This window comes from Roseovarius sp. MMSF_3281, from assembly GCF_030733685.1.
Classification (GTDB): Bacteria; Pseudomonadota; Alphaproteobacteria; order Rhodobacterales; family Rhodobacteraceae; genus Roseovarius.
The window spans coordinates 463,930-487,489 of record NZ_JASHIM010000002.1 but is presented as its reverse complement, the minus strand read 5'-3'; the positions used below and the strand labels follow the sequence as shown (position 1 = coordinate 487,489).

At 63.0% G+C, this 23,560-nt stretch carries 25 protein-coding genes and 1 tRNA gene; 10 read left to right on the top strand and 16 right to left on the bottom strand.

The features are described 5' to 3' along the window. Positions 1 to 111: 111 nt before the first annotated feature. The 3 genes from RBB32_RS05045 to RBB32_RS05035 form a co-directional block, all read right to left on the bottom strand. Positions 112 to 1,176: a DUF2235 domain-containing protein gene (locus tag RBB32_RS05045; RefSeq protein WP_306151587.1), complete on the bottom strand. Its 1,065-nt coding sequence runs from the start codon at positions 1,174 to 1,176 to the stop codon at positions 112 to 114. Further along, complete coding sequence (locus RBB32_RS05040) at positions 1,154 to 3,451, bottom strand: xanthine dehydrogenase family protein molybdopterin-binding subunit (protein WP_306151586.1); 2,298 nt, start codon at positions 3,449 to 3,451, stop codon at positions 1,154 to 1,156. Before RBB32_RS05040 ends, RBB32_RS05045 begins: the two co-directional genes overlap by 23 nt. Positions 3,452 to 3,569: 118 nt before the next feature. Beyond that, a complete protein-coding gene (locus RBB32_RS05035) occupies positions 3,570 to 4,658 on the bottom strand; it encodes a type III PLP-dependent enzyme (protein ID WP_371931016.1) in 1,089 nt (362 codons plus the stop codon). A 155-nt stretch (positions 4,659 to 4,813) separates the two neighbouring features. On the opposite strand from RBB32_RS05035, the gene RBB32_RS05030 reads away from it, so the two are divergent. After that, positions 4,814 to 5,248 (top strand): Lrp/AsnC family transcriptional regulator, encoded by a 435-nt coding sequence (locus RBB32_RS05030; protein ID WP_306151585.1) that lies wholly within the window; start codon positions 4,814 to 4,816, stop codon positions 5,246 to 5,248. A gap of 155 nt (positions 5,249 to 5,403) precedes the next feature. On the opposite strand, the gene RBB32_RS05025 is transcribed toward RBB32_RS05030, so the two are convergent. From RBB32_RS05025 to glnH, 7 genes are all read right to left on the bottom strand, one after another. Continuing rightward, positions 5,404 to 5,820 (bottom strand): transposase, encoded by a 417-nt coding sequence (locus tag RBB32_RS05025; RefSeq protein ID WP_306151604.1) that lies wholly within the window; start codon positions 5,818 to 5,820, stop codon positions 5,404 to 5,406. A gap of 12 nt (positions 5,821 to 5,832) precedes the next feature. Further along, positions 5,833 to 6,066, bottom strand: coding sequence for a transposase (locus tag RBB32_RS05020; RefSeq protein WP_306151584.1), 234 nt, complete (start codon positions 6,064 to 6,066; stop codon positions 5,833 to 5,835). A 146-nt stretch (positions 6,067 to 6,212) separates the two neighbouring features. Next, complete coding sequence (locus RBB32_RS05015) at positions 6,213 to 7,037, bottom strand: MurR/RpiR family transcriptional regulator (protein WP_306151583.1); 825 nt, start codon at positions 7,035 to 7,037, stop codon at positions 6,213 to 6,215. 88 nt (positions 7,038 to 7,125) lie between these two features. Next, complete coding sequence (locus RBB32_RS05010; protein WP_306151582.1) at positions 7,126 to 8,145, bottom strand: C45 family peptidase; 1,020 nt, start codon at positions 8,143 to 8,145, stop codon at positions 7,126 to 7,128. After that, positions 8,138 to 8,857: a glutamine ABC transporter ATP-binding protein GlnQ gene (gene glnQ, locus RBB32_RS05005; protein ID WP_371931019.1), complete on the bottom strand. Its 720-nt coding sequence runs from the start codon at positions 8,855 to 8,857 to the stop codon at positions 8,138 to 8,140. Before glnQ ends, RBB32_RS05010 begins: the two co-directional genes overlap by 8 nt. A gap of 2 nt (positions 8,858 to 8,859) precedes the next feature. Further along, positions 8,860 to 9,516: a glutamine ABC transporter permease GlnP gene (glnP, locus tag RBB32_RS05000; RefSeq protein WP_306151580.1), complete on the bottom strand. Its 657-nt coding sequence runs from the start codon at positions 9,514 to 9,516 to the stop codon at positions 8,860 to 8,862. A gap of 83 nt (positions 9,517 to 9,599) precedes the next feature. Further along, entirely contained in the window at positions 9,600 to 10,331 is a 732-nt protein-coding gene (gene glnH, locus RBB32_RS04995) for a glutamine ABC transporter substrate-binding protein GlnH (RefSeq protein ID WP_306151579.1), read from the bottom strand. A 135-nt stretch (positions 10,332 to 10,466) separates the two neighbouring features. Here glnH and RBB32_RS04990 point away from each other — a divergent pair, with 135 nt between their 5' ends. Next, entirely contained in the window at positions 10,467 to 11,789 is a 1,323-nt protein-coding gene (locus RBB32_RS04990; protein WP_306151578.1) for an aspartate aminotransferase family protein, read from the top strand. Then, positions 11,786 to 12,553: a 3-keto-5-aminohexanoate cleavage protein gene (locus RBB32_RS04985; RefSeq protein ID WP_306151577.1), complete on the top strand. Its 768-nt coding sequence runs from the start codon at positions 11,786 to 11,788 to the stop codon at positions 12,551 to 12,553. The genes RBB32_RS04990 and RBB32_RS04985 overlap by 4 nt, the downstream gene beginning before the upstream one ends. A 118-nt stretch (positions 12,554 to 12,671) precedes the next feature. Here the strand turns inward: RBB32_RS04985 and RBB32_RS04980 are convergent. Next, positions 12,672 to 12,747 (bottom strand) — tRNA-Ala (locus RBB32_RS04980). Positions 12,748 to 12,844: 97 nt separating this feature from the next. Next, the gene (locus tag RBB32_RS04975; protein ID WP_306151576.1) at positions 12,845 to 13,168 is read right to left on the bottom strand and encodes a TIGR02300 family protein; all 324 of its coding nucleotides are present in this window, start codon (positions 13,166 to 13,168) and stop codon (positions 12,845 to 12,847) included. Positions 13,169 to 13,258: 90 nt separating this feature from the next. Between RBB32_RS04975 and RBB32_RS04970 the strand changes: the two genes are divergently transcribed. From RBB32_RS04970 to RBB32_RS04960, 3 genes are read left to right on the top strand one after another with little or no spacing between them, the layout of a single operon-like run. Next, on the top strand, positions 13,259 to 13,951 hold the full coding sequence (locus tag RBB32_RS04970; protein WP_306151575.1) for a M48 family metallopeptidase: 693 nt from the start codon (positions 13,259 to 13,261) through the stop codon (positions 13,949 to 13,951). 31 nt (positions 13,952 to 13,982) lie between these two features. After that, complete coding sequence (locus RBB32_RS04965; RefSeq protein WP_306151574.1) at positions 13,983 to 14,630, top strand: GntR family transcriptional regulator; 648 nt, start codon at positions 13,983 to 13,985, stop codon at positions 14,628 to 14,630. A gap of 3 nt (positions 14,631 to 14,633) precedes the next feature. Beyond that, entirely contained in the window at positions 14,634 to 15,800 is a 1,167-nt protein-coding gene (locus tag RBB32_RS04960; protein ID WP_306151573.1) for a cation:proton antiporter, read from the top strand. Here RBB32_RS04960 and RBB32_RS04955 read toward each other — a convergent pair. Then, on the bottom strand, positions 15,797 to 16,249 hold the full coding sequence (locus tag RBB32_RS04955) for an Lrp/AsnC family transcriptional regulator (RefSeq protein ID WP_306151572.1): 453 nt from the start codon (positions 16,247 to 16,249) through the stop codon (positions 15,797 to 15,799). The two genes, RBB32_RS04960 and RBB32_RS04955, sit on opposite strands and share 4 nt — an antisense overlap. A 73-nt stretch (positions 16,250 to 16,322) precedes the next feature. On the opposite strand from RBB32_RS04955, the gene RBB32_RS04950 reads away from it, so the two are divergent. The 4 genes from RBB32_RS04950 to RBB32_RS04935 all read left to right on the top strand — a co-directional run bounded on the left by RBB32_RS04950 (position 16,323) and on the right by RBB32_RS04935 (position 19,669). Next, positions 16,323 to 16,925, top strand: coding sequence for a LysE family translocator (locus RBB32_RS04950; RefSeq protein ID WP_306151571.1), 603 nt, complete (start codon positions 16,323 to 16,325; stop codon positions 16,923 to 16,925). 34 nt (positions 16,926 to 16,959) lie between these two features. Beyond that, positions 16,960 to 17,955, top strand: a complete 996-nt coding sequence (locus RBB32_RS04945; protein WP_306151570.1) for a hypothetical protein — start codon at positions 16,960 to 16,962, stop codon at positions 17,953 to 17,955. After that, entirely contained in the window at positions 17,952 to 18,563 is a 612-nt protein-coding gene (locus RBB32_RS04940; RefSeq protein ID WP_306151569.1) for a hypothetical protein, read from the top strand. The genes RBB32_RS04945 and RBB32_RS04940 overlap by 4 nt, the downstream gene beginning before the upstream one ends. Positions 18,564 to 18,703: 140 nt before the next feature. Then, complete coding sequence (locus tag RBB32_RS04935) at positions 18,704 to 19,669, top strand: acetyl-CoA carboxylase carboxyltransferase subunit alpha (RefSeq protein ID WP_306151568.1); 966 nt, start codon at positions 18,704 to 18,706, stop codon at positions 19,667 to 19,669. A 61-nt stretch (positions 19,670 to 19,730) separates the two neighbouring features. Here the strand turns inward: RBB32_RS04935 and RBB32_RS04930 are convergent, their stop codons facing one another. From RBB32_RS04930 to dacB, 3 genes are all read right to left on the bottom strand, one after another. Next, entirely contained in the window at positions 19,731 to 21,170 is a 1,440-nt protein-coding gene (locus RBB32_RS04930) for a mannose-1-phosphate guanylyltransferase/mannose-6-phosphate isomerase (protein ID WP_306151567.1), read from the bottom strand. A gap of 95 nt (positions 21,171 to 21,265) precedes the next feature. Beyond that, positions 21,266 to 21,868 carry a glutathione S-transferase gene (locus tag RBB32_RS04925; RefSeq protein WP_306151566.1) on the bottom strand — a complete coding sequence of 201 codons (603 nt, stop codon included), beginning with the start codon at positions 21,866 to 21,868 and terminating at the stop codon, positions 21,266 to 21,268. A gap of 162 nt (positions 21,869 to 22,030) precedes the next feature. Further along, a complete protein-coding gene (gene dacB / locus RBB32_RS04920) occupies positions 22,031 to 23,521 on the bottom strand; it encodes a D-alanyl-D-alanine carboxypeptidase/D-alanyl-D-alanine-endopeptidase (protein WP_306151565.1) in 1,491 nt (496 codons plus the stop codon). Between the last annotated feature and the right edge of the window lie 39 nt (positions 23,522 to 23,560).

The following is a 23,560-nucleotide window of genomic DNA, read 5'->3' as shown; positions in this document are numbered from 1 at the left end:
CATCATTCTCAACGCCATGATCCGGGAAAACAGAACATATCAGCCAACCTGAACAACACACTTGCCCGGGGGAGGCGCCCGCAGGGCGGCGGGGGCAACGCCCCCGAAGATTCAGACCGTTTGCCCTTGTTCGGCCATCTCGGGCCTGTCCCGATCGGCCACGGTTTCGTGCAGCCGCTCGGAGGGGTCTTGACCAACCACGCGCGGCCCACGAGACCAGAATATCTTGCCCCAGCCGCGCCAAGTGCCCACCGAAGGGGCCTCTGGGTCCGTGCCGAAGCGGGCGCGCCATCCGGCCGGCAGGGTAAGGCCGCAGTCCTCGGCACGCTGCAGCATCCAGACAAGCGAGACATTCGCCAAGGGGCGGGCGGGCAGAAACCCACCCAGCTGGCCCCCGACATCGCCATGCGAACCCCGAAACCAGACCTGTTCGACATGGCCCGGCCAATCCGGCGGGCAAGACCACAGGACCGGCGCATAGGCGTTCCGGGTTTCATGCAGCGCCAAGGCGTGAAACCCATGCCGGATACCCGGCCCAAGGGCATGGCTGTGAAAGGCATGAGTGGACTCGCTCCAGCGCCAAAGGATCGGCAGGCGCAGGCCCAGCGCCTTGACCGTATCCCAGACGCCGACCATCTCGACCTCGGCCTTGGCGTGGCAGAAGGCTTGCGCGAAGGCATCCGCTGCTTCGCTGCCCGGCGTGGACTGGTAATGGCGGTAGGCGGTCAGGATATTGCGCTCGGTCGCATGTTCAGCCTTCAGAAGGCCGACCCGGTCAATCACCCCGGCCAGGGACCGCACGGCATAGGCCCCGCGCGAATAGCCCATCAGGAATATCCGGTCTCCTTCGCGATAGCGGCTGGCCAGATAGCCATAGGCGCGGCGGATTTGCCGGTTGATCCCCCGGCCCATCAAGACATCGGCCGTCGCGCGCCAATCCTGCCATTGCAGCCCCGCCTCGTAGTAAAGCGTCAGCGAGGGGCCGCTCACCTCGGACAGCAGTTTATAGGTCAACCCGGCATTGCTTTCATCACCGGGATCAAGCGACGACATGGTGCCGTCAAGGATCAGGACATGGGTCACCTGCCCCCGCGCACGGGCATAGGTGCTTTGCCCCTGCCGAAGGCCGGGGCGCAGAAGGGCGTATAGCCGTTTACTCCAGTTGCGCCATGCCATCGTTCAACATCTTCCATACACGGTGCGGCGTGAAGGGCATATCCGCCTGCCGCACCCCATGATCCCACAGGGCATCCGTCACCGCATTGCCCATGGCCGCCATGGCGCCCACGGTTCCCGCCTCTCCACAGCCCTTCATGCCCATGACATTGGCGGTCGAGGGGACGGGTTCGGTTGTGAACTGGATCATCGGGACATCATCGGCCCTTGGCATCGCGTAGTCCATGAAACTTGCCGTGAGGAGTTGGCCATCCTCGTCATAGACCACGTGTTCGGTAAGGGCCTGCCCGATCCCCTGCACCGCGCCGCCGTGCACCTGGCCTTCCACCAGCATCGGGTTGATCAGGTTGCCGAAATCATCGACCACCGTGTAGCGGTCCAGCGTAACCTTGCCGGTCTCGGGGTCCACCTCGACCTCGGCCACATGCGCGCCGTTGGGGTATGACCGGCCCGGAAGGGTGGCGGTTTCCTCGTGGCTCAGCAGGTCCGCGCGGCCATCTTCTCGGGCCATCGCGGCGACCTCAAGCATGGTGGGCGTGACGTTCGACCCCGGCGCACGGAAGGTTTCGTCGTCAAAGCCGATCTCATCGACGTCGACGCCCAGTTTACCGGCCAGGTAGGCGGTGAACCCCTCGACCATTTTGCCCACGGTCGCCAGTGTCGCGTTGTTCTGCGTGGTGACCGAACGCGACCCGCCGGTGCCGCCGCCATTGGCGATCCGGTCGCTATCGCCTTGAACGACGGTGATCTGCTCCATCGGGATACCCGTCTGGTCCGACAGGAAGCGGGCATAAACGGTTTCATGCCCCTGCCCGTTCGATTGGGTGCCCACGTAGATCGACACGCGCCCATCCTCCTCGAAAACAACCTTAGCGGTTTCCGAAGGGTTTCCCAAAATGCTCTCGATATAGTAACACAGGCCCATCCCCCGCAGTTTCCCGCGGGCCGCGCTTTCTGCCTTTCGGGCGGAAAACCCCGCACGGTCGGCTTCGGCCTCCGCCCGGTCCAATACCCGGTTAAAATCGCCCACGTCATAGGTTTCGCCCGTGGCGGAGGTATAGGGAAAGGCACCTGCCGGGATGAAATTGCGCCGCCGCAAATCCCACGGATCAACGCCCAGTTCGCGTGCCGCGTGGTCCATCACCCGTTCAAGCGCGAAGATCGCCTCGGGGCGGCCCGCGCCGCGATAGGCGTCGACCTGCGTCGTGTTGGTAAAGAACCCTTCCACGTGCAGGAAAGTGTCCTGCACGTCGTAGACCCCCATCAGAACCTTGGAAAACAGGTCGGTCTGAATGCCCTGCCCCATGGTCGAGCAATAGGCCCCAAGGTCCACCCGGCTATCGACACGGTAGGCGGTGATCTTGTGATCGGCATCGAAGGCCAGCGTTAGGTCATGGTCCAGCCCGCGCCCGGCATTGTCGCTAAGCATTCCCTCGCCCCGGTCGGCCATCCAGCGCACGGGACGGTTCAAAACCCGCGCGGCATGGGCCACGAGGTAGGTTTCGGGATAGTCCATGGCCTTGGTGCCGAACCCGCCGCCGACATCGGGGTTGGTCACGCGGATATCCTCGGGCGCCATACCCAGAATCCGGGCCAGATTGCGCTTGGTCCCCCAAACACCCTGCCCGTTGACAGCCAGATGCAGGCGTTCACCCTCCATTTCGGCGTAGCAGCCGCGCGGTTCCATCGGGTTGGCTATGATCCGGTTGTCGTGCAGGGCCAGGTGCACAACATGGGCGGCCTTCTTGATCGCGGCCTCGACCGCGGCCTCGTCGCCCATGCCCCAATCGAAGGCGCGGTTGTCGGGCGCTTCATCGTACAGGGGCGTGCCGCCGGGGCCAACCGTGGTATGCGCCGGCAAATCGTCGATATCCAGCATGATCGCCTCGGCCGCGTCGCGCGCGGCCTCAAGGCTCTGGGCCACCACCATGGCCACGGGCTCCCCCACGAACCGAACGCGCCCCTCGGCCAGAATCGGGCGGCGGGGCGCGGCGGCCTTACTTCCATCGCGGTTTTTCACGGTGTTGAAGGCCATGCCTTCGGTCACCCCGGCATCGGCCAGATCCTGTACTGTCAGGACAAGGTGCACGCCCTCAACCTCGCGCGCGTCATCAACATCCAGTTCGGAGATATCACCATGGGCCACGGGGCTGCGCAGGACATAAGCGTAAAGCGCGCCTTCGGGCGTGATATTATCGACATATCGGCCCTTTCCAGTCAGGAAACGCTGATCCTCCACCCGCAACACGGATTGGCTTTTGCCGAACTTTTCCATGACATCCCCTTTCGCGCCTGTTTCCAGCGGAGCCTAGCGCCCTGCGATGCAGACGCAAGGGGATTACAGCCACGCGCCACGGCCTCGAAATCGTTTCAAGGCTGCGGCTGCGCGCCGGTTACGACAGGCTGGCCACTGTCACCACATCGCTCAGGCCATAGCCATTGAAGCGGGTGGTCAAGCTACGGGTATAAGCGCCCATGCCGTCGAAGAGGATATAATCGCCTTCGTCAATGTCACCGGGCAGGGGCAGCGGGTCTGGCAGACGGTCGATGCTGTCGCAGGTCGGGCCGAAGACCACGCGTTCAACCGGCGCCCCCTGCCGCGCAACGCCATCGCCCGACAGAACGGAAATGCGATCCGGCGCGCCGATATCGCGCACCTCGGTCAGCCCGCCATAGACCCCGTCGTTGAGGAAAATCGCACCGCCGCCCCGCAGGGCCTTGACCCGGGTGGCCAGTGTAAAGGCATCGGCCACCATGGCGCGGCCCGGCTCACAGACCAGACCGGGGGCTTGATCCCCAAAACACCGGTCCACCTCGGCGCGGATATGGGCAAATATCGCCTCCAGATCGGGGGCCGCGCCCCGGCGATGCGAGGCAAAGCCACCGCCCACGTTCATCCGCGCCAGCGGCACGCCTGCGTCGCGGGCCACCTTGGCGGCTTCCACGATATAGGCCCCCCATGCGGCGGGATCATCGCATTGCGTGCCGGGGTGGAAGGTCAGCGCCGGGGTAAACCCGCGCGCCGCCACCTCGCGCAATAGCGCAACCGCCGCCTCGGGGCCGACGCCGAATTTCTCACCGAAATCATAGGCCGCCCCCGCCACCGGCAGGGCCAGCCGAACCGACACTTCCGTACCGCGCGGCACCGGGGTCAGCTTGTCCAACTCGCGCGGGCAATCCACCGAATAAGACGCCACGCCCAATCGCACCGCGACGGCGACCTCCTCGGGCGACCGCACCGGGTTGTTGTAATGCAAAACCGCATCCGGGCAGACCGCGCGCACCGCGTACATCTCACGCGGGCTAGCCACGTCGAAGGCACGGATGCCCGCAGCCACCAGATTGCCCAAGACTTCCTCGCCGGGGTTGGCCTTTACCGCATAGGTGACCAAGCCATCGAACCCGGCCTGAAAGCGCCGTGCCGTCGCCTGAAGCGTGGCGGGGCAAAAATACAGCACCGCGGAGTCGGGCGCCTGGCGCATCAAATGTGTCCTGGGGTCATGCCAATTCGGGATATCGCGCATAGCTGTCGGGTGCCTCACTTGTTGTTTTTCTCAGTGTGCTGGCATTTGACGTCGATTCCTCTCGTCTGATCGTATATTATGCCGGAAATATATGGCGAAACGACAGGAATTGCATGCAATTAGACGAAACAGATCATGGTTTGCTGGATCTCCTGGCCGATAACGCGCGCAGTCCCGTTGCCACGCTGGCCCGTAAACTGGGCCTAGCGCGCACCACCGTTCAGGCGCGGCTGGATCGTCTGGAAGCCTCGGGCGTGATTGCAGGCTATACCCTGCGCCTGTCCGACGCATTGCGCGCGCCCCTGCGCGCCACCGCTCTTGTCAGTATCGAACCGCGCAGCGCGCCGGCCGTCCTGTCGCGCCTGAAATCCCTGCCCGGGGTGCGCACCGTGTACACCACATCGGGCCGGTTTGACCTGATCGTCGGGCTTGAAGCCGAAACCACCGAGGCGCTTGACGACACACTTGACCGCATCGGCGAAACACGCGGCGTCAAAAGCTCGGAAAGCCTGATTCACCTGTCCACGAAACTCGACCGGCGCCGCTAAGCTTGCTTTGGGATCAGACAGGCGTGCCCCGGTTCACGAAAGCCTGCCGCTCGGGCGGGAAAATATCGCTTGGAAAAATGTTGCAAAACCCCGACAGGGCGCGACCTTGTTGCAGCGGTCGCGCTTTGAATGAATTCGCCCCTTTCCCCACGCGTTTATGCGGCTCGCTTGAAGACCGCACGACCGAGGCGGGTCATGCGGTTGAGAGACTTGGTTGCGATTTTGGTTTCGGTGATCTGGCGTCCAATCTGGGCCTCAACGCGGGCACGGCTATTGTATCCCGTCTCGGCTTGCCAAGCCATCCTGCCATGGGCAGCGATGTGCTTGATATGAGCATCCCGCTGGTGCCCAAGGCCGAGGAGTGCGGTCTTGGGAGGCGGGATGATGACCTCGGCAAAAGCCTCGGTCAAACACGTGCAAACTCCCATGCCGTCGTAGGCGCCGTCGGCCAGAAACCAGGCAACAGGGCTTTCGATCCCGGCGGTGAGACCCGGTAATGCAGTTTCATCACCGACATGGTCGGTGGTCACCAGACAGGCGACAATCTCGCCACTATCCGGATCATAGCCAATATGCAGTTTGCGTCAGGATTTACGGGTCCTTCCCGCGCCATGCCGTTCTTCCTGCCAGCCTGAGCCGCGATGGGTTTTCAGGCCCGTGCTATCCACTATCAACGTAATCGGGCCGGTGGATTTCGGCTTGGCTTCTTCTATCGCAAGCCCGGTCGCGCGCCGCGACAATGTCGAGAGATCCAGCACCGGCAATTCCAGACCCATCAGTTTCAGAAGCGACCGGGCGAAGCCCTGCGTTTGCCGCAACGGTTGGTCACCGCGTATCGCCTTCGGGAACTTGCATCGCCGGCCAGAGTTGAATTTGTACGGCATGGCGGCCTACCTTGAGAACGTCAAGGCGCACATCCTGCACGAAATCCACGACCGGCGCAGCAAGCTGCCGCCAAAGTGCGCTATGATATCTCGATGTCGAGTTTCTTGATCATGTCGTCCCGGGCCGTGAGGGCCTGCTTCGCCTCTTCCGGCAAGGCTGCCGCGCAGCCGTTTATCAGGCATTCGGCAGCCAGGGTGAAGGTGGTCAGGGAATTCGACAGGAAACTGGTTTCATGCGGCACAAGGATGGCCGCCTGTGAAACGGCGGCGAGGGGGGAACTGGCCCGGTCGGTGACGGCCACGATGTTGATGTCGTGATCGGCGGCGGCGCGGGCCGTGGCGGCAACCTGTGTCGAATAGGGCGCACAGGAGGCCGAAATCAGAACGTCCCTCGGCCCCATGGAGGCGAGGCCCTCGGCAATGCCAAGGTTGCTGGAGTCCAGCATATGCACATCCGAGCGGATCATGCGCAGGCCATAGACCAGAAAGCTGGCAAAGGCATGGAACTGGCGGATGCCATGGACCATGACGCGCGGCGCCGAGGTGATCAGGGCGGTTGCCCGTTGGAATTGTGCAACGTCACAGCCTTCGATGAAGCGCTCGATATTGGCCTGATTTTCCCGGCAAAGCCGCGCGATGCCGCCCATGCCAGTGGCATCTTCGCCGGCCAGTGCGGTTTGCGCCTGGCGTGTATAGAAATCCCCCGGGCCCGACATCGCGGCATCCAGCAAGACCTGTTGAAAGGCACCAAACCCGGAATAGCCGAGGGTACGGGCCAGTCGGGTCAGGGTCGAAGGATTGACCGACAGTTTTTCGGCAAGGGCCGTAATCGACAAAAGCGCGGGATCGCCGCGCAGGTCGAGGATATCGGCCAGCGCGGTCTGCGCCTTTGGCCCCAGCGACAAGTGGGTCTCCCCGCGCGAGATGCGTAACATGAGGTCGCGCATCTCCTGTAGATTGCGTGGCGGGCTATTCTGGCCCCCACGGGGGCTGTCAGGTGCTTGCAAGAACCGGGTTGTCCGAAATTTGGTCATAAACGCTCCAATCCACGGCGGATGATCCTATGCGGAATACGGCGGACGCAAGCGTATTCTCGTTGTCGGGGTCATCGGCGTGGCATCTGTGAACCGGAAGGCCCGCGCCGCCGGTGTCGCGCAGGATGTGCAGCGGGGCGCGCACGCCTTCGGCCAGCATCTCGGTCCCGCGCGCCTGCCGGTCGCGGGAGGAGGCGGTAATGGTTTGCCCCTTGGCGCCGTGGCCCATGTGCAAGGCGTGATTGGCGTGAACGGCGGGCGCATTGATTTCCTTGACCGAACAGTCGCCACCACCGAATTCGACGCTCACCAGGCGCGGGTCTCCGGTCTGTGCAAGGGTCATGTGAAAGCCGCCGCAGGCGTTGTGTTGTGCCAGCAAGCGCAGGGCATCGTTCAGTGTCTCGCAGGACAGAAGCGCCCGGCCAACCCCCATGCGCGGCAGTTCGGCGGTCACGTCGCGCAGGCGCAGGTTGTTGACCGCCTGCGCCAGCCCGGCAGCATTGGTGGCGAAGGTGTGGCCAGGGACCGAACCGGGATAGCAGAACGACATCAGCGCTGGCCCATCATCAGGGATGATATCGGCCAGCATGGCATACCCCCGGAAACCGGGCAAACCGTCCTCGTTGTGGCCGATCACCGGCACATCGCCGGGGATTTGCACCGTGGTGCACCCATCGGGCACGTTCGACATCAGGTCGCCCCGGCAGTTCCACGCAAGCACCTGTTCAAGCGGCAATTCCAGCCCCTCGGCCAATCCCTGAAGCTCTTCCCAGACAGCGGGAAACAAGGCTTGCAGGTTTTCGGCCATGAGGTGCACCGCGCCGGTATGGGCCGGATCGGTCACCGCCTGCCAATACTCGGCCCCCAACAACACCTCGCGCACCGCCTCGCGGCCTGTTTCGCCCAATGTCCGGCCGATCTGGCGCGGGGTGCCCCGCGCCGTGACGCGGCCCAGTTCGGATGCCATGACCTCAGACATGTTGCAGGAAATCCTTCATCCGGTCGTTGGGCGGCGTGTCGATCACCTCGCGCGGGTCGCCATCCACGGCGATATGCCCGTGCTCCATGAATATCAGCCGCGTACCAACCTGTTTGGCAAAACCCATTTCGTGGGTGACCACGACCATGGTCATACCTTCTTCGGCCAAGGCCCGCATGACGTTCAGCACTTCCTGCTTCAGTTCCGGGTCCAGCGCCGAGGTGGGCTCGTCGAACAGCATGACCTTGGGCTTGACCGCCAGGGCACGGGCAATAGCGACGCGTTGTTGCTGACCGCCCGACAGTTCCGCCGGGTAATGCCCCGCCTTATCGCGCAGCCCGACCTTTTCCAGCAGGTCCAGCGCCGTTTCCTGCGCCTTTGCCTTGCTCAGCCCGCGCACCTTGGAGGGACCGAAGGCCACGTTCTCCAGCGCCGTCAACTGCGGAAACAGGTTGAACTGCTGGAACACCATCCCGGCCTCCTGCCGGATTTCGCGCAACTGTTTCGAGCTTCCCGTCACGCTCAGCCCGTCAACGATAAGATCGCCACCGGTGATGGTTTCCAGCCCGTTGATACAGCGCAGCAGGGTGGATTTGCCCGATCCCGACGGGCCCACCAACACCACGACCTCGCCCGCGTTGATCGACAAATCAACCCCGTCCAGAACCTTGAGCGGGCCGAAATGTTTGGAGGTATTCTTGAATTCGATGATGCTCATAGGATCCTCATGCGTTTCTCGATGGTGCGCAGGATCAGGCTCAGCGTACCCGTCATGATCAGGTAGATGATCGCCACCGCCGTCCAGATTTCCACCGCGCGGAAGTTCGAGGCCATGATTTCCTGCCCCGTGCGGGTCAACTCACCGACGCCGATCACGATGAACAGCGAGGTGTCCTTCAGGCTGACGATGAACTGATTGCCAAGCGGCGGGATCAACCGGCGAAAGGCCAGCGGGCCGACGATATAGGTCAGAACCTTCCAATGCGGCAGGCCGATGGCCAGCCCCGCCTCGGTCAGGCCTTTACCGATCGACAGGAAGGCACCGCGCACGATTTCCGCGATATAGGCCCCGGCGTTGACGACGATGGCCAGAACCGCCGCACTCATTGGATCGATCCGCAGATCGGCCAGAACGGGCAGGGCGAAATACAGGAACATGACCTGCACCACGATGGGCGTGCCGCGGATCACCTCGATATAGGCGAATGCGATGGCATTCAGAATGCGCCCGCCGTAGGCGCGCATCAGCCCCGCCAGCGTGCCCAGAACAAGGCCGCCGATCAGGCCGACCACAGTGATATAGATCGTTGTTTTCGCGCCCTCCAGAAGCTGGGGCAGGAAATCGACGATGACGGACCAGTCCGTATCCATGGAAGGCCTCCGTTATTGCATGTCAGAAATGTCGGGGAATGAGGCCGGGTCGCCGGTAGGACGTGGCGCCCCGGCCGGGCGGTTCAGCTATCGTCGCCGAACCACTTGGAATAGATCGCGTCATAGCGACCGTCTTCGCGCATCTTGGCCAGCGCCTCGTTTACCGGGCCGACCAACTCGCTCCCCTTGGGAAAACCGATGCCGTATTGATGCGCCATCTGCTGATCGCCCACGGCCTTGACCTGCCCACCACCAGCGGTGGCGATGTAATACAGCACGTTGGGCGTATCGTGCATGGCCGCATCAACGCGGCCCGTGCGCAACTCAAGATAGGCGTTGTCGATGTTGGGGAACTTGCGCAACTCGGTGTCGGGCAGGTTTTCCTCGGCCCAGTCCGAGGCGGAGGTGCCGGTTTTCACCGCCAGCGTCTTACCCGCCAGGTCATCCCAGTTTTGAACTTCGCTGTCGGCGGGAACCATCAGGCGGAAACCGCTGTCATAATAGCCATCCGAGAAATCGATGACTTCCTCGCGCTCTGGCTTGATCGTGATCCCGGCCAGCGCAACATCCACCTGCCCGGTCTGCAGCGCGGGGATGATTCCCGAGAAGTCCATCGGGCGCAATTCGTATTCAACGCCCAGTTCCTCGGAGATGGCTTGCCACATCTCGATGTCAAAACCGGTGTATTCGCCGTCTTGCTTGAATTCAAAGGGGACGAAGGCGGTGTCGGTTGCCACGACGATGTCTTCGGCGTGGGCGGTTGTGGCACCGAAGGCCAGCGCCGCGGTGGCGGCCAGTTTCAGTAGCGTGTTCATGTCAGCTCCCAGTCGGTTGATTGCAAATTGATCGCGCTTTTCTTTGTAGCGATGCAAAATAATTTGCACATCGGGCGATGAAATGCAAATCTCGTTTTGCGCCAAGCAGATTTCACTCAGCCGGAGGAACCCGTCATGTCGGCCCTTTTTCATCGTTCGTGCAATGCCACCCTGCCTTGGGCGGATCAGGGCGAGGGGTGCTATATCATTGATCGCAATGGAAAACGTTATCTGGACGCCTGCGGCGGGGCGGCCGTGTCGTGCTTTGGGCATTCCGACGAGACGGTAAAGGCCGCGATCCGTGAGCAGCTTGAAAAACTGCCCTTCGCGCACACCAGTTTTTTCACGACCGAGGCCGCCGAATCATTCGCCGATACGCTGGCCGCCCAGGCGCCCAAGGGATTGGACCGGGTCTATCCGGTGTCCGGCGGGTCCGAAGCGGTCGAGGCCGCGCTCAAGCTTGCGCGACAGTATTTTCTTGAACGTGGGGAACCCGAACGCAGGCGTTTCATTGCCCGCCGGCAAAGCTATCACGGCAATACGCTTGGCGCGCTTTCGACGGGGGGCAATGCATGGCGACGCGAGCCTTTCGCGCCCTTGATGATCGAGACCAGCCATATTTCACCCTGTTACGAATACCGCGGGAGAGCACAGGGAGAGACGCCCGAAGCCTATGGCCTGCGGGTGGCTGATGAGCTTGAGGCCGAGTTGCAGCGTGTCGGCCCCGAGACGGTGATTGCCTTCGTGGCCGAGCCGGTGGTCGGGGCCACGCTGGGGGCTGTGCCCTCCGTGCCCGGATACTTCAAGCGGGTGCGTGAGATTTGCGACCGGCATGGAATCCTGTTGATCCTTGATGAGGTAATGTGTGGGATGGGGCGCACCGGCACGCTGTTTGCCTGCGAGCAAGAGGGTATCGTCCCTGATATCGCCACCATCGCCAAGGGGCTCGGGGCCGGGTATCAACCTGTTGGCGCAATGCTGTGTTCGGCGCAAATCCATGACACGATTGCTGGCGGGTCAGGTTTTTTCCAGCACGGGCACACCTATATCGGCCACCCGATGGCCATGGCGGCCGCCGGGGCGGTTCTGGGCCGCTTGACCGATAAGGATGTTTTGCCGGGTGTTCTGTCCGCTGGTGCCACACTCAAGGACCGCCTGACAGATGAGCTCGGCCAGCACCCCAACGTGGGCGACATTCGCGGGCGCGGCTTGTTTCAGGGGGTGGAGCTGGTACAGGATCGCGAAACGAAAGTGCCTTTCGATCCGTCGCTCAAACTTCACAAACGGGTCAAGTCGGCGGCAATGGAGGCGGGCCTGATGTGCTATCCAATGGGTGGAACGATTGACGGGCGGCAAGGGGATCATATCCTGCTGGCGCCGCCCTTCATCGTGACCGAAGATCAGATTGATGAGCTTGTCGGCAAACTTTCAACAGCCCTGGAGGTGGCGTTGTCGTGACTGGTTTACCGTATCTCATGGTCGCACCGAATGGGGCGCGTCGCACCAAGGCCGATCACCCGGCGCTGCCGATGACCTTGCCCGAAATCGTCGCGACGGCAAAGGCCTGCTCGCTGGCGGGGGCGGATGGGCTGCACCTGCATCTGCGGGATTCCCAAGGGTGTCACTTGCTGGATTCAGGCGCCTACCGCGAGGCGCTTTCCGAGTTACACACGGTCGTGCCGGAGATGACGCTTCAGATCACCACCGAGGCCGCTGGCCGGTATGCAGCGCCGCATCAACGCGCGGTCGCATTAGAGGCGGGGGCGGGGTTTGTTTCCATCGCCCTGCGCGAGATGGTTCAGGATACCGAGGATTCGGTGGTCATGGGGTTTTATCAGGAGTGCCACGCGCGGGGTATCGCCGTGCAACATATTCTATATGACGCGTCGGATTTTGATCTGTTATCGCGCTTGTTACCCGATGAGTTGCTCCGGTCTCCGGGCCTCCAGATGATTTTCGTTCTGGGGCGCTACAGCAAGGATCAGGACAGCAACCCCGACGATCTGACGCCCTTCCTTGCGCGCAAGGAAGCCATGGGCCTGATGCCTGATTGGGCGGTCTGTGCCTTTGGTCGGGGCGAAACCGATTGCCTTTGCGAGGCGCACCGGCGGGGCGGCAAGCTGCGGGTTGGGTTCGAAAACTCGTTGTGGAATGCCGATGGAGGCATTGCGCAAGACAATGCAGAACGTGTTCGCCAGATGCGCGCCGCTTGCCTGCGGTGACAACTTGGCCTTGGCCCAACTTTGCAAAGCCCGTTTCTGCGCATTGCCGCCCTTGCAAAACAAGGGCTGTCCAAAAATAATAATGCCTTATTATGGGGGGTGCCTATCAAAGGCGATTTGGTGGAGCCTAGGGGGATCGAACCCCTGACCTCTTGCATGCCATGCAAGCGCTCTCCCAGCTGAGCTAAGGCCCCAAACCGTTGGCCCCGTGGGGCCGATGTTCGCCGCTATCTAGGCAAAGGCGCGGGCGGGATCAAGTGGAAAATCCCGCTCCGCGCAAAGGAATCGAAATCAGCTCTCGTTGTCCTCGGTCGAGACATCCGCGATCTCGTCCAACGAGACGTTATCATCGTCGTCGTCATCCAGAACATCATCGCCCAGATCGACGTCAACATCGTCATCATCCAGAACCTCGGAATCGCCCCCGGCGTCCGAATCCTTCATCTTCTTGGTCTCGGCATCCTCGGCGTCCGCCGTGATGGACCGGCTCTTGCCGGTTTCCAGCTCAACGATCTCGCCCGTGTAGGGGCTGACGATCGGATCCTTGTTCAGGTCATAAAACCGTTTTCCGGTGGTCGGGCAAACGCGTTTTACGCCCCATTCTTCCTTGGGCATGGGTGATCCCTTTCAACTCTTTCGATCTTGTCGACGGTCTGCGCCACCTGCCATAACGGAACCCGTGTGTCAAAGGCTTTAGGAGGCCATATGGGCCAGCATGTGATTCCGGGCGATCCACCCATTGATCTGACCCTGCGCCGGTCGGGTCGTGCACGGCGGATTTCCCTGCGTGTTTCGGGGCTTGACGGCAAGGTGACACTGACCCTGCCGCATGGCGTGCCCGAGCACGAGGCGCTGGATTTCGCCCGCAAAAAACAGGGGTGGCTCCGGCGCCAACTGGACAAACGCCCCGAACATCAATCCATCGGCATGGGCGAAGACCTGCCGTTTCAGGGCATGCCCCACCGAATCGCCCCCGGGCCGGGCCGCCGGATCATGGCCCGGGACGGTATGCTGCATGTTCCCGGCCCCGAATCCAGCCTCGCACCACGGCTGCAGGCCTGGCTGAAGGCGCAGGCGCGCGACAGGCTGGCCGCCGCTTCGGATCACTATGCTGCCAAACTGGGGCGCCCCTATGCGCGACTTACCCTGCGCGATACGCGCTCGCGCTGGGGGTCATGCTCGTCCACCGGGGGGCTGATGTATTCTTGGCGGCTGATCATGGCCCCGGCCCCGGTGCTCGATTACGTGGCCGCCCACGAGGTGGCGCATCTGGCCGAGATGAATCACTCCCCCGCCTTCTGGGCCACGGTCGACAGGCTTTGCCCGGGATATGAACCGCACCGCCGCTGGCTGCGCGAACATGGCGCCGGCCTGCATGCCTATCGCTTTGGCGATTGACCGCCGGGGAATCTGTGATCACAGTCAGGCCATGTTGCTCAATCCCCGCCCCGATCCGGCCCCGTCGGCCCATGACCGCGTCTATCGCGGCCTGCGCAGCCGCATCATGCACGGCCAAATCGCCCCCGGTCAGGCCCTGACCCTGCGCGGCATAGGCGCGGAATTCGAGGTCTCCATGACCCCGGCGCGCGAGGCCGTGCGCCGCCTTTCCGCCGAAGGTGCGCTGACGATTTCAAGCTCGGGCCGGGTGACCACACCGGAACTCAGCAACGACCGGATCGAGGAATTGGCCGCCCTGCGCGCGCTGATCGAGGTGGAACTGGCCAGCCGCGCACTTCCCCGCGCGCACATCGCCCTGATTGACCGGCTGCAAACCATCAACACCCGCATCGCCGAGGATATCGCCCGCCAGGATGCCGTCGCTTATATCCGGCGCAACCTGGAGTTTCACCGCACGCTTTACCTGCGCGCGCAGGCCCCCGCCATGCTGGCCATGGCCGAAACCGTCTGGCTGCAACTCGGGCCTACAATGCGCGCGCTTTACGGCCGCCTGCGCCGCAAGGAACCACCGCAATATCACCGCCTGATCATCGCCGCCCTCAAGGCGGGCGATGAACCGGGCCTGCGCCTTGCCGTACGCTCGGACGTGACCCAAGGTCTGCGCATGCTGGCGGGATAAGGAATGGACCTTCCCGTTCTCCTCATCGCGCTTGGCGCGCTGTTCCTGACCGGGCTCCTGGCCGATGAACTGGGCCGCCGGACGCGCCTGCCACGGGTGACGGTCCTTTTGGCCTGTGGCATTGCCGTGGGGCCGTCGGGCCTTGACGCGATCCCATCCGAGGCACAGGCGCTTTATGATTTCCTCTCGGTGACCGCGCTGACCATGGTAGCCTTTCTTCTGGGCAGTTCCCTGACGATGGACGAATTGCGCATCCATGGCCGGGCTATCCTGCTGATCTCGGCCCTGATCGTCGTGGTAACCATGGCGCTTGTCACCGGGGGGTTGTGGCTTTTGGGCCTGCCCTTGCCACTGGCTATCCTACTGGGGGCCATCGCCACGGCGACCGATCCGGCAGCAACGCATGACGCGATCCGGCAAGCAGGCAAAAGCGGCGCTTTTCCCGACATCCTCAAGGGCATCGTCGCGATTGACGACGCGTGGGGCCTGATCGCCTTTTCCATGGCGGTTGTCGTGGCTGTCTCTTTGGGTGGCGCGTTACAACTTGGCCATTTCGGCACCGCCGCATGGGAGGTGGGCGGCGCGCTTGTGCTTGGCGCGCTCGTCGGCCTGCCCGCCGCCTTTCTCACCGGCAGGCTGCGCGAGGGCGAGCCGATGCAGACCGAGGCCCTGGGCGTGGTTTTCCTGACCGCCGGTCTTGCGATCTGGGCCGAGGTCTCGTTCCTTCTGGCGGGCATGACGGCGGGGGCCTTGGTGGCCAACCTCGCCCGCCATCACGAAACCGCCTTTCACGAGATCGAGCATATCCAATGGCCCTTCATGATCCTGTTCTTCCTTCTGGCCGGGGCTTCGCTTGACCTGTCAAAACTGAACGGGGTCGGGCTGGCCCTTGGTGGCTACGTGGCCCTGCGCATCATGGGGCGGGCCCTGGGCGGCTGGATCGGCGGGGCCGCTGCGGGCACTCCTGCCAAGTACCGCCCATGGTACGGCATGGCACTTCTTCCACAGGCGGGCGTCGCCGTGGGCATGGCCCTTGTCGCGGCACAGGAATTTCCGGACTACGCCGACCTTCTGTTGGGCCTGACCATCGCCACCACGGTCATATTCGAACTGATCGGCCCGATCACAACGCTTTGGGCCATAAACCGCGTGCAGCCCCCGGGCGATTAGGCCCGCTCGTCCTTGGGCGACCCCATCACCACATAAGAGGTAATGGCATGCACCTGCGGCAATGTCCCAAGAACATCGGTGTGAAACCGCTTGTAGGCCGTCAGGTCCGTTGCCTCGACCCGCAAGAGGTATTCCACCGCACCGGTGATATTGTGGCACTCCACCACCTCGGCGGCTCGCGCCATGGCACGCTCGAACGCTTCTTGGCTGGCCTTGGTGTGGCTGTTCAGGCCCACGGTGACATAGGCGGCAAAGCCCACCCCCAAGGCCGTCTTGTCCAGCACGGCCCGATAGCCCGCGATCACCCCGCGCCGCTCCAAATCCTGCACCCGGCGCAGGCAGGCCGAGGGCGACAGCCCCACCCGGTCCGCCAGATCAATGTTGCTGATCCGGCCATCGCGGGACAACTCTTGCAATATTCGCGCGTTTATATCGTCAATGTCCGCCATATATTGTGCAATTATCCACAAGGCACATTAAAACGCAATTCCAATGCGCAACACACGGCGTAACATTGCAGTCATGACAGTTGATCTTCTCGCCGCCATTTTCGGCTTTGCCCTCGTCACCGCCGGAACCCCCGGGCCCAACAACCTGATGCTCATGGCCTCGGGCGCAAACTTTGGTTTTCGCCGCACCGTGCCGCATATGCTGGGCATCGGGCTTGGCTTTCCCATCATGGTGTTCCTGGTGGGCGTGGGGGTGATGCAGGTCTTTGACCTATGGCCGCTCAGCTACACGATCCTCAAGGCGCTCAGCGTGGGCTACCTGCTGTACCTGGCATGGAAGATCGCCAATGCCGCCCCGCCCGAGGCGACCGAGGCCACGGGCCGCCCGCTGACCTTCCTGCAGGCCGCCGCCTTTCAATGGGTCAACCCCAAGGCATGGTCGATGGCCCTGTCGGCGGTGACCCTTTACGCCGCCAGCCGCGATATCCCGGCGGTGCTTTGGGTGGCGGGAACCTACGTGGCGGCCTCGCTGATCTCCACCACAAGCTGGACGGTGTTGGGCCAACAGCTTCGCCGCCTGCTCAAGCGCCCCGGCACCCTGCAAAAATTCAATCTTGCGATGGCCGCCCTTCTGGTCGCCACCCTGATCCCCGTGCTATGGCCCGCAGGCGGGTGATCCCCACCCGCGCGTCACCTGAAGGGACAACACGATGCGCGCTTTCCTCGTCACGCTTTGGGCGGCCTTGGCCCTATGCTCCACAGCTCAGGCCCAAACCGCTGACGCGCTTACCTGCGACGGTACCGACATCGGCCAGTGCCAAGCGATTTCCGCCTACTACTATTACGCCATTCCCCCTTTCCCCAAGGATCCCGAACGTGGCGACCGGATAATTGCCACGGCCCTCGCCGAGGGCCAATCCAACTGCCGCGCGGGCGATTTCGCGCAGTGCTTCAAGTGGGTGAACCTGGTTCAAAAGCAGGCCCAGACCTCCAACGCCGCAAACCCCGCCGAGGCGACGCTTCTGCTTTTGCAAACCACCGGACAGGCCTGCACCGAGGGCAACCCCGATGGCTGTTACTGGCAGGCCCAAGGCCTGCAAAAAATGGGCAGCGCACGCCCCGAGAAACCCACCTATCAGGCGTTGATGACCCAAGCCAAATCACTGGCCAAAGCCGAGGCTGAAACCCTGCGCCCCACGTGCAAGGCTGGCGATGCCAAGGCCTGCGGGCGGCTTGGGCTTCTGATCGAAGACTATAACCTGCGCGAGGTCACGCCCTATGAACGCCTTGATTTCCTGACCCAAGGCTGCGTGGCCGAATACGACGATGCCTGTTTCTTCCTTGGTTTCGCGGTCACGGGCCTTGCCCAAACCGAGCCCTCCCAACCCGTCGAGGCCCCGATCAAGGCGGAAACCATCGCCAATCTGCAAAACCTGTGTGATGCAGGCCACGGCCGGATTTGCACGCTGCTGGCCACCCGTATTCTCAACCCCAAGGATGCACAGGCCTTCCTTTCCATCGCTGAAAAAGCCTGTGACGCGGGCGATGCGATTGGCTGTTCGGCCTACGGGATGACGCAACTGGGCGAATACCGCGAAACGCCCAAACCCGAGACCTTGGCCAAAGCCACCGAGGCCCTGACCAAAGCTTGCGATCAGGATTTCACGCTGTCGTGCCACGCCCTCGAACATCTGAGCCAACAATGACCCTGACCCTGATCCATACCGCCAAGTTGCACGAAGCCACCTTTGTCTCCCTGCGCGACCGCCTCGCACCGGGGGCCAAGTTGCACCACATCACCCGCCCCGAATGGCTGGACCGCGCCCGCGCGGGCGATGAAAGCGTGACCGAGGATTTGGCCCAAGCCATCGCCACGGCCCCCGGCCCCACGCTGTGCACCTGCACCACGCTGGGCGCGACCGCCGAATCGCTTGGCGCGCTGCGCATCGACTGGCCAATGATGCAGGCCGCCGCGCAATCGGACGGGGCGATCATGCTGGCCTACGCGCTGGACAGCACCTATGAGTCCAGCCTCGCGCTTCTGGACCGCGCCTTGCAGGCCACGGGTTCCCGGCAAAAGGTTCACCCCCTGCCGCTCACCCAATACTGGCCGCTGTTCGAAGCCGGGGAAACCGACGCCTTCACCTCCGTTATCGCCGGTGAGATTCGCCAGGCCGCCATGACCCTGCCCAAGCTGTCTTGCGTTGTGCTGGCGCAGGCCTCGATGGCCCCCGCCGCCGATCGCCTGACCGATATGCGCGTGCCGGTTCTGGCCTCGCCCGAACTGGCATTGCGGGCGGCATTGGAAATATAGACCCTGACCTCTGACCAATATCGGCAAGGGCAAGGCCGCGCAGTCACCGCGCCCCATTGCCGAGGCTGTCTTTTCATCTGACCGATTGCAAATCACGCCCCACAAGGCCATATATCGCAGCGTTGAACCGGGAGTGCACGATGACCAATTACCTCGACTTCGAAAAACCGCTGGCCGAAATCGAAGGCAAGGCCGAAGAGCTGCGCGCCCTTGCCCGGTCCAGCGAAGACAAGATGGATGTCGAGGACGAGGCCGGCGCGCTTGACCGCAAGGCCGAGGCGATGCTGCAAGACCTCTACAAATCGCTGACGCCGTGGCGCAAATGCCAGGTGGCCCGCCACCCCGAACGCCCGCATTGCCGCGATTACATCGAAGCGCTGTTTTCCGAATACACCCCGCTGGCCGGTGACCGGAACTTTGCCGACGATCACGCCGTGATGGGCGGGCTGGCGCGGTTCAACGACACCCCCGTCATGGTCATCGGCCATGAAAAGGGCAATGACACCAAGTCGCGGATCGAACGCAACTTCGGCATGGCCCGGCCCGAAGGTTACCGCAAGGCGATCCGCCTGATGGAAATGGCCGATAACTTCGGCCTGCCGGTGATCACCCTTGTCGATACCCCCGGCGCCTATCCCGGCAAAGGCGCCGAGGAACGCGGCCAATCCGAGGCCATCGCGCGCTCAACCGAGAAATGCCTGCAAATCGGCGTACCGCTGATTTCCGTGGTGATCGGCGAAGGCGGCTCGGGCGGGGCCGTGGCCTTTGCCACGGCGAACCGCGTGGCGATGCTGGAACATTCGGTTTACTCGGTGATCTCGCCCGAGGGCTGCGCCTCGATCCTGTGGAAAGACGCCGAGAAAATGCGCGAAGCCGCCGAGGCCCTGCGCCTCACGGCACAAGACCTGCTGAAACTGGGCGTGGCCGACAAGGTGATTGATGAGCCACTTGGCGGCGCGCACCGCGACGCCGAGGCCGCGATTGCCTCGGTCGGTGAGGCGATCAAGACATTGCTGGCCGAATTGGACGGCAAATCGCCTGAAAAACTCGTCAAGGACCGGCGTAAGAAGTTCCTTGACTTGGGCAGCAAAGGGTTGGCCGCCTAAAGCACTTCACGCGCTCCGCCATTCGCCGATGTCTCAGGCCAAAGGCGGAACGCTTTATGGGTTACCCCTTGGCGCCCTGCCCCCGGGCGTACACGTCTTCATAACGGATGATGTCATCCTCGCCCAGGTAACTGCCGGTCTGCACCTCGATCAGTTCCATCGGCACCTTGCCGGGGTTTTCCATGCGATGCACCGCGCCCAGCGGGATATAGACCGACTGGTTTTCACCGACAATTTGCACCTTGTCGTCGATCGTTACCTTGGCGGTACCTGCCACCACGATCCAATGCTCGGCCCGGTGCATATGGCTTTGCAGGCTCAAGGCCGCGCCGGGGTTCACCACGATACGTTTGACCTGAAACCGCCCGCCAAGGATCAGCGTTTCGAAAAAGCCCCATGGCCGGTGGTCAATCGGAAAGGTATCGGCCTGCGGCACCTCTGCGCGGCGCATCGCCTTCACCGCATCGCCCAGTTCCGACACCCGCGATCGGTCGGCCACCAGCACCGCATCGGGCATGGCCACCGCAACGATATTCTCAAGGCCCAGCCCCAAAAGCTGTTGACCGTCGTTTTCCGACCGCAAAAGCGATCCCTTGCAATCGACTGCCCGCACCGGCCCCTGACAGGCCACCTCGTCGGCATCGGCCTCCGAGTGCTGCAAGACCGCCTCCCAACCGCCAAGGTCGGACCAATCCGCGGCATGCCGGACAACCGACAAGGCATCGAATTTCTCCATGATCGCCACATCGACCGAGATATCCTCGCATTGCGCCCAAGGGTCGGGAGCAAGACGCAGGAATCCAAGATCGGCCTGTGCCTCGGAAACCGCCGCGCGCACCTGCTTCAGCATCTCCGGCGCATGGCGCTCATAGGCGGTGATCAGGGTTTTCGCCGCATAAAGGAAAATCCCCGAATTCCACAGGTATCCACCCTGGTCCAACATCTCCTGCGCCCGGTCCAGCGAAGGCTTTTCGACAAACCGGTTGAGCGGCAGCACCCTGTCGCCCTCCGCTCCGTCGCCCAGTTCCAGGTAACCATAGCCGGTCTCGGGCCGGTCCGGCACGATACCGAAGGTCACGATCCGCCCCGCTTGCGCGGCGGCACATCCCGCCGACACCGAGGCGCGGAAGGCCTCTGCATCCTGAATGTAATGGTCGGAAGGCGCGGCAAGGATCATCGCCTCGGGGTCATCCTCGGCAATCACAAGGGCCGCCGCCAACAGCGCGGGTGCCGTGTTGCGCCCCTCCGGCTCGATCAAAACGGGGCCGGGATCAATCCCCACATCCCCCAATTGCTGCGTCACGATGAACCGGAAATCCGAATTGGTCACCACCACCGGCGCGGCAAACTCCGCGCCCGAAAATCGCCGGGCCGATTGCTGGAAAAGGCTGCCATCGCCGATCATCGGCACGAACTGCTTGGGATAGCTCTTGCGCGACAAGGGCCAAAGCCGGGTTCCCGACCCGCCACACAGGATAACAGGTGTAATGACACTGCTCATGGTTTTGCCTTCGCCTCCGCCGCGCGGCCCTTGCGCCGCCCATTTTTCCTAAATCCACGCCTGCAAGGATACAAACCGAAACCTCGGCGCGGGTGCTATTCGGGCCGGGTGGCCTGCATCGCCTCGCGCTCGGCAAAGACAGCGAACCAATCGTCCAGCGCGTCGTTGCCCTTGCGCCAGTTCCGTTCCGCAAGGCGAAAATCCAGATAGCCCAAGGCGCAGCCCACGGCGATCTGCCCGGCATCCAGCGGGCCGTTCAGGTGGCTCATCCAGCGCGCGTTCAGCGCCTCGACCGCGCGCTCGACCTTGCCCCATTGCACATCGCACCAGCCATCATAGACCTTTTCGGGCGGGCGGAACCGATGCTCGTAAACGATCGAAATGGCGGCCTCCATGATGGCGTCCGCCGTGGCCTCCAGAGTCAGCACCTCCCACAGGCGCGCCTGCGGATAAAGCCCCGCCTGCGCCCGGTCGTCCAGATAGCGGCAAATCACCCGGCTGTCATAGATCGACGGCCCCTCGTCGCGGATCAACGCCGGAATCTTGCCCAAGGGGTTGGCCGCAACAACCTCTGCCGGGCTATCGAAAGGCGTGGTGGCAACCGGGACGATCTCGACTTCGTCCAGAAGGCCGGTTTCATGCAAAACAACATGCACTTTTCGCACGAAGGGCGAGGCTGCGGAAAAAACAAGTTTCATCGGGGGGTACCTCCTTGGTCTGCACTCACGCTAGACCGCGACAGGAAAGCTGGCAAGAAGGCTCCGAAACCTGGAAAACTTGCCCGGGGTTTCGATCATGATATCGGGGCGCTGTGTCATGGCCGCATGAATAGAAACCGGACCATTGCATGGCCCATGCGCTCAACTGCCGTAAACCATGCCCCAGCGCTCGATAAGGTCTTGTTGCAACTGTTTGGCGCGCCTGTTCCACGACCTTGCCCCGGGCGGGCGCTCATTGGCGTTCTGGTCCATCTTGGCACGGCGCGCCGTATTGGCCGTAAAAATGGCAAAGGCCATCTCGGTGCCATCCGGTGCGGTCATGTAGCCCGCCAGCGCCGAGACGAAATACAGCGTCCCGGTCTTGGCCTGAACCTTGATCGGGTGATTGCGGTTCACCCTGCCACTGTCGTCCCGCATCTCGATATCCTTGAGGATCGGGCGCAAGGCCCCCGCCTGATGCACCCGGACCAAGGCCTGCGTCATCCCGCGTGCCGAAAGGCGCGACGCATCGCCAAGCCCCGAGTGATCCACAAGCCTGGCACCGCTGACGCCCAGTTCGGTCCTCGCCCAACGGCTCATTTCGCGGGCCGAGGCATCCAGCGATTGCACCTGCCCCGTGCGGGCACGGGTGGCCGTCATGCCAACCAGTTCGGCGGTCAGGTTGGTGGAATACTTAAGCATCCCCTGCAACACATCGCGCAGCGGCGCGCTTTGATGGGTGACAAGCGCCTTGCCCTTGGGCGTGGCCCGCAATTCCCCGCCATCCTGCAGGGTGATCCCCTGCGAGCGGGCGAAAACCCGGAACACCTCTCCGGCATAGGCCGCCGGTTTGCGCACCGGAAGCCACCGCGCCCCGCGCCCGCCCAGCGCCTTGCGCGATACGGTCCAACTGTCATGATCGCCGCGATCCTTGTAGGTGTAAACCGGCCGTGACCGGGTCGAAATCACCATCCGCGCCACCTGCACCTCGGGGCGATAGCGCCCCGATCTTGCATCCATCGTCACCTGGTAACCATCGCCGCCGCGCCGCCATTCGAAATGCACCCGGTTGTAATTCAGGTTCAGCCCCGAAATCGACGGGTTGTATCCGACATGCGCAGGCTGGCTTGCGTCGATGACCTTCTCGAAGGGCAAGGCGCCGCCCCATGTGCGGAACTGGCCGCGCACTTCGCGCACCCCCTTGGCCTTCAACCCCGCCGCCATATCCGCAAGCGCATCTGTGTCCAGCGTCGGGTCACCGCCCCCCGCAAGGATCAGGTCGCCCTTCAAAACGCCCCCCTCGACCGGCCCGGTGGCGATCAATTGCGTCTTGAAACGATATCCCGCGCCAAGGGTGTCCAGGGCATAAAGCGCGGTCACCGCCTTCATCACGCTGGCGGGCGGCAAACCGTCACGCGCCCCGCGCTCCTCAAGGGTCAGGCCGGTCTTCACATCCATGACCGAAAAGGCCACATCGCCGCCAAGCTGCGCGTTCTTGACCAGCGCCTCGGCCCCCGGCGCCGCGCGGCTGGCGAACCCTTCGGGCCGCCGCGTGGGCCGCAACGAAACCGCCGGCGCGTTGGCACAAGCCGCCGCCCCGAACATCGACAACCCCGAAGACAAGAAGGCACGCCGTGAAAAGACTTTCTTCATGACACCAGTTAACCGCAGGTCAGCCGTCCAGACAATCCA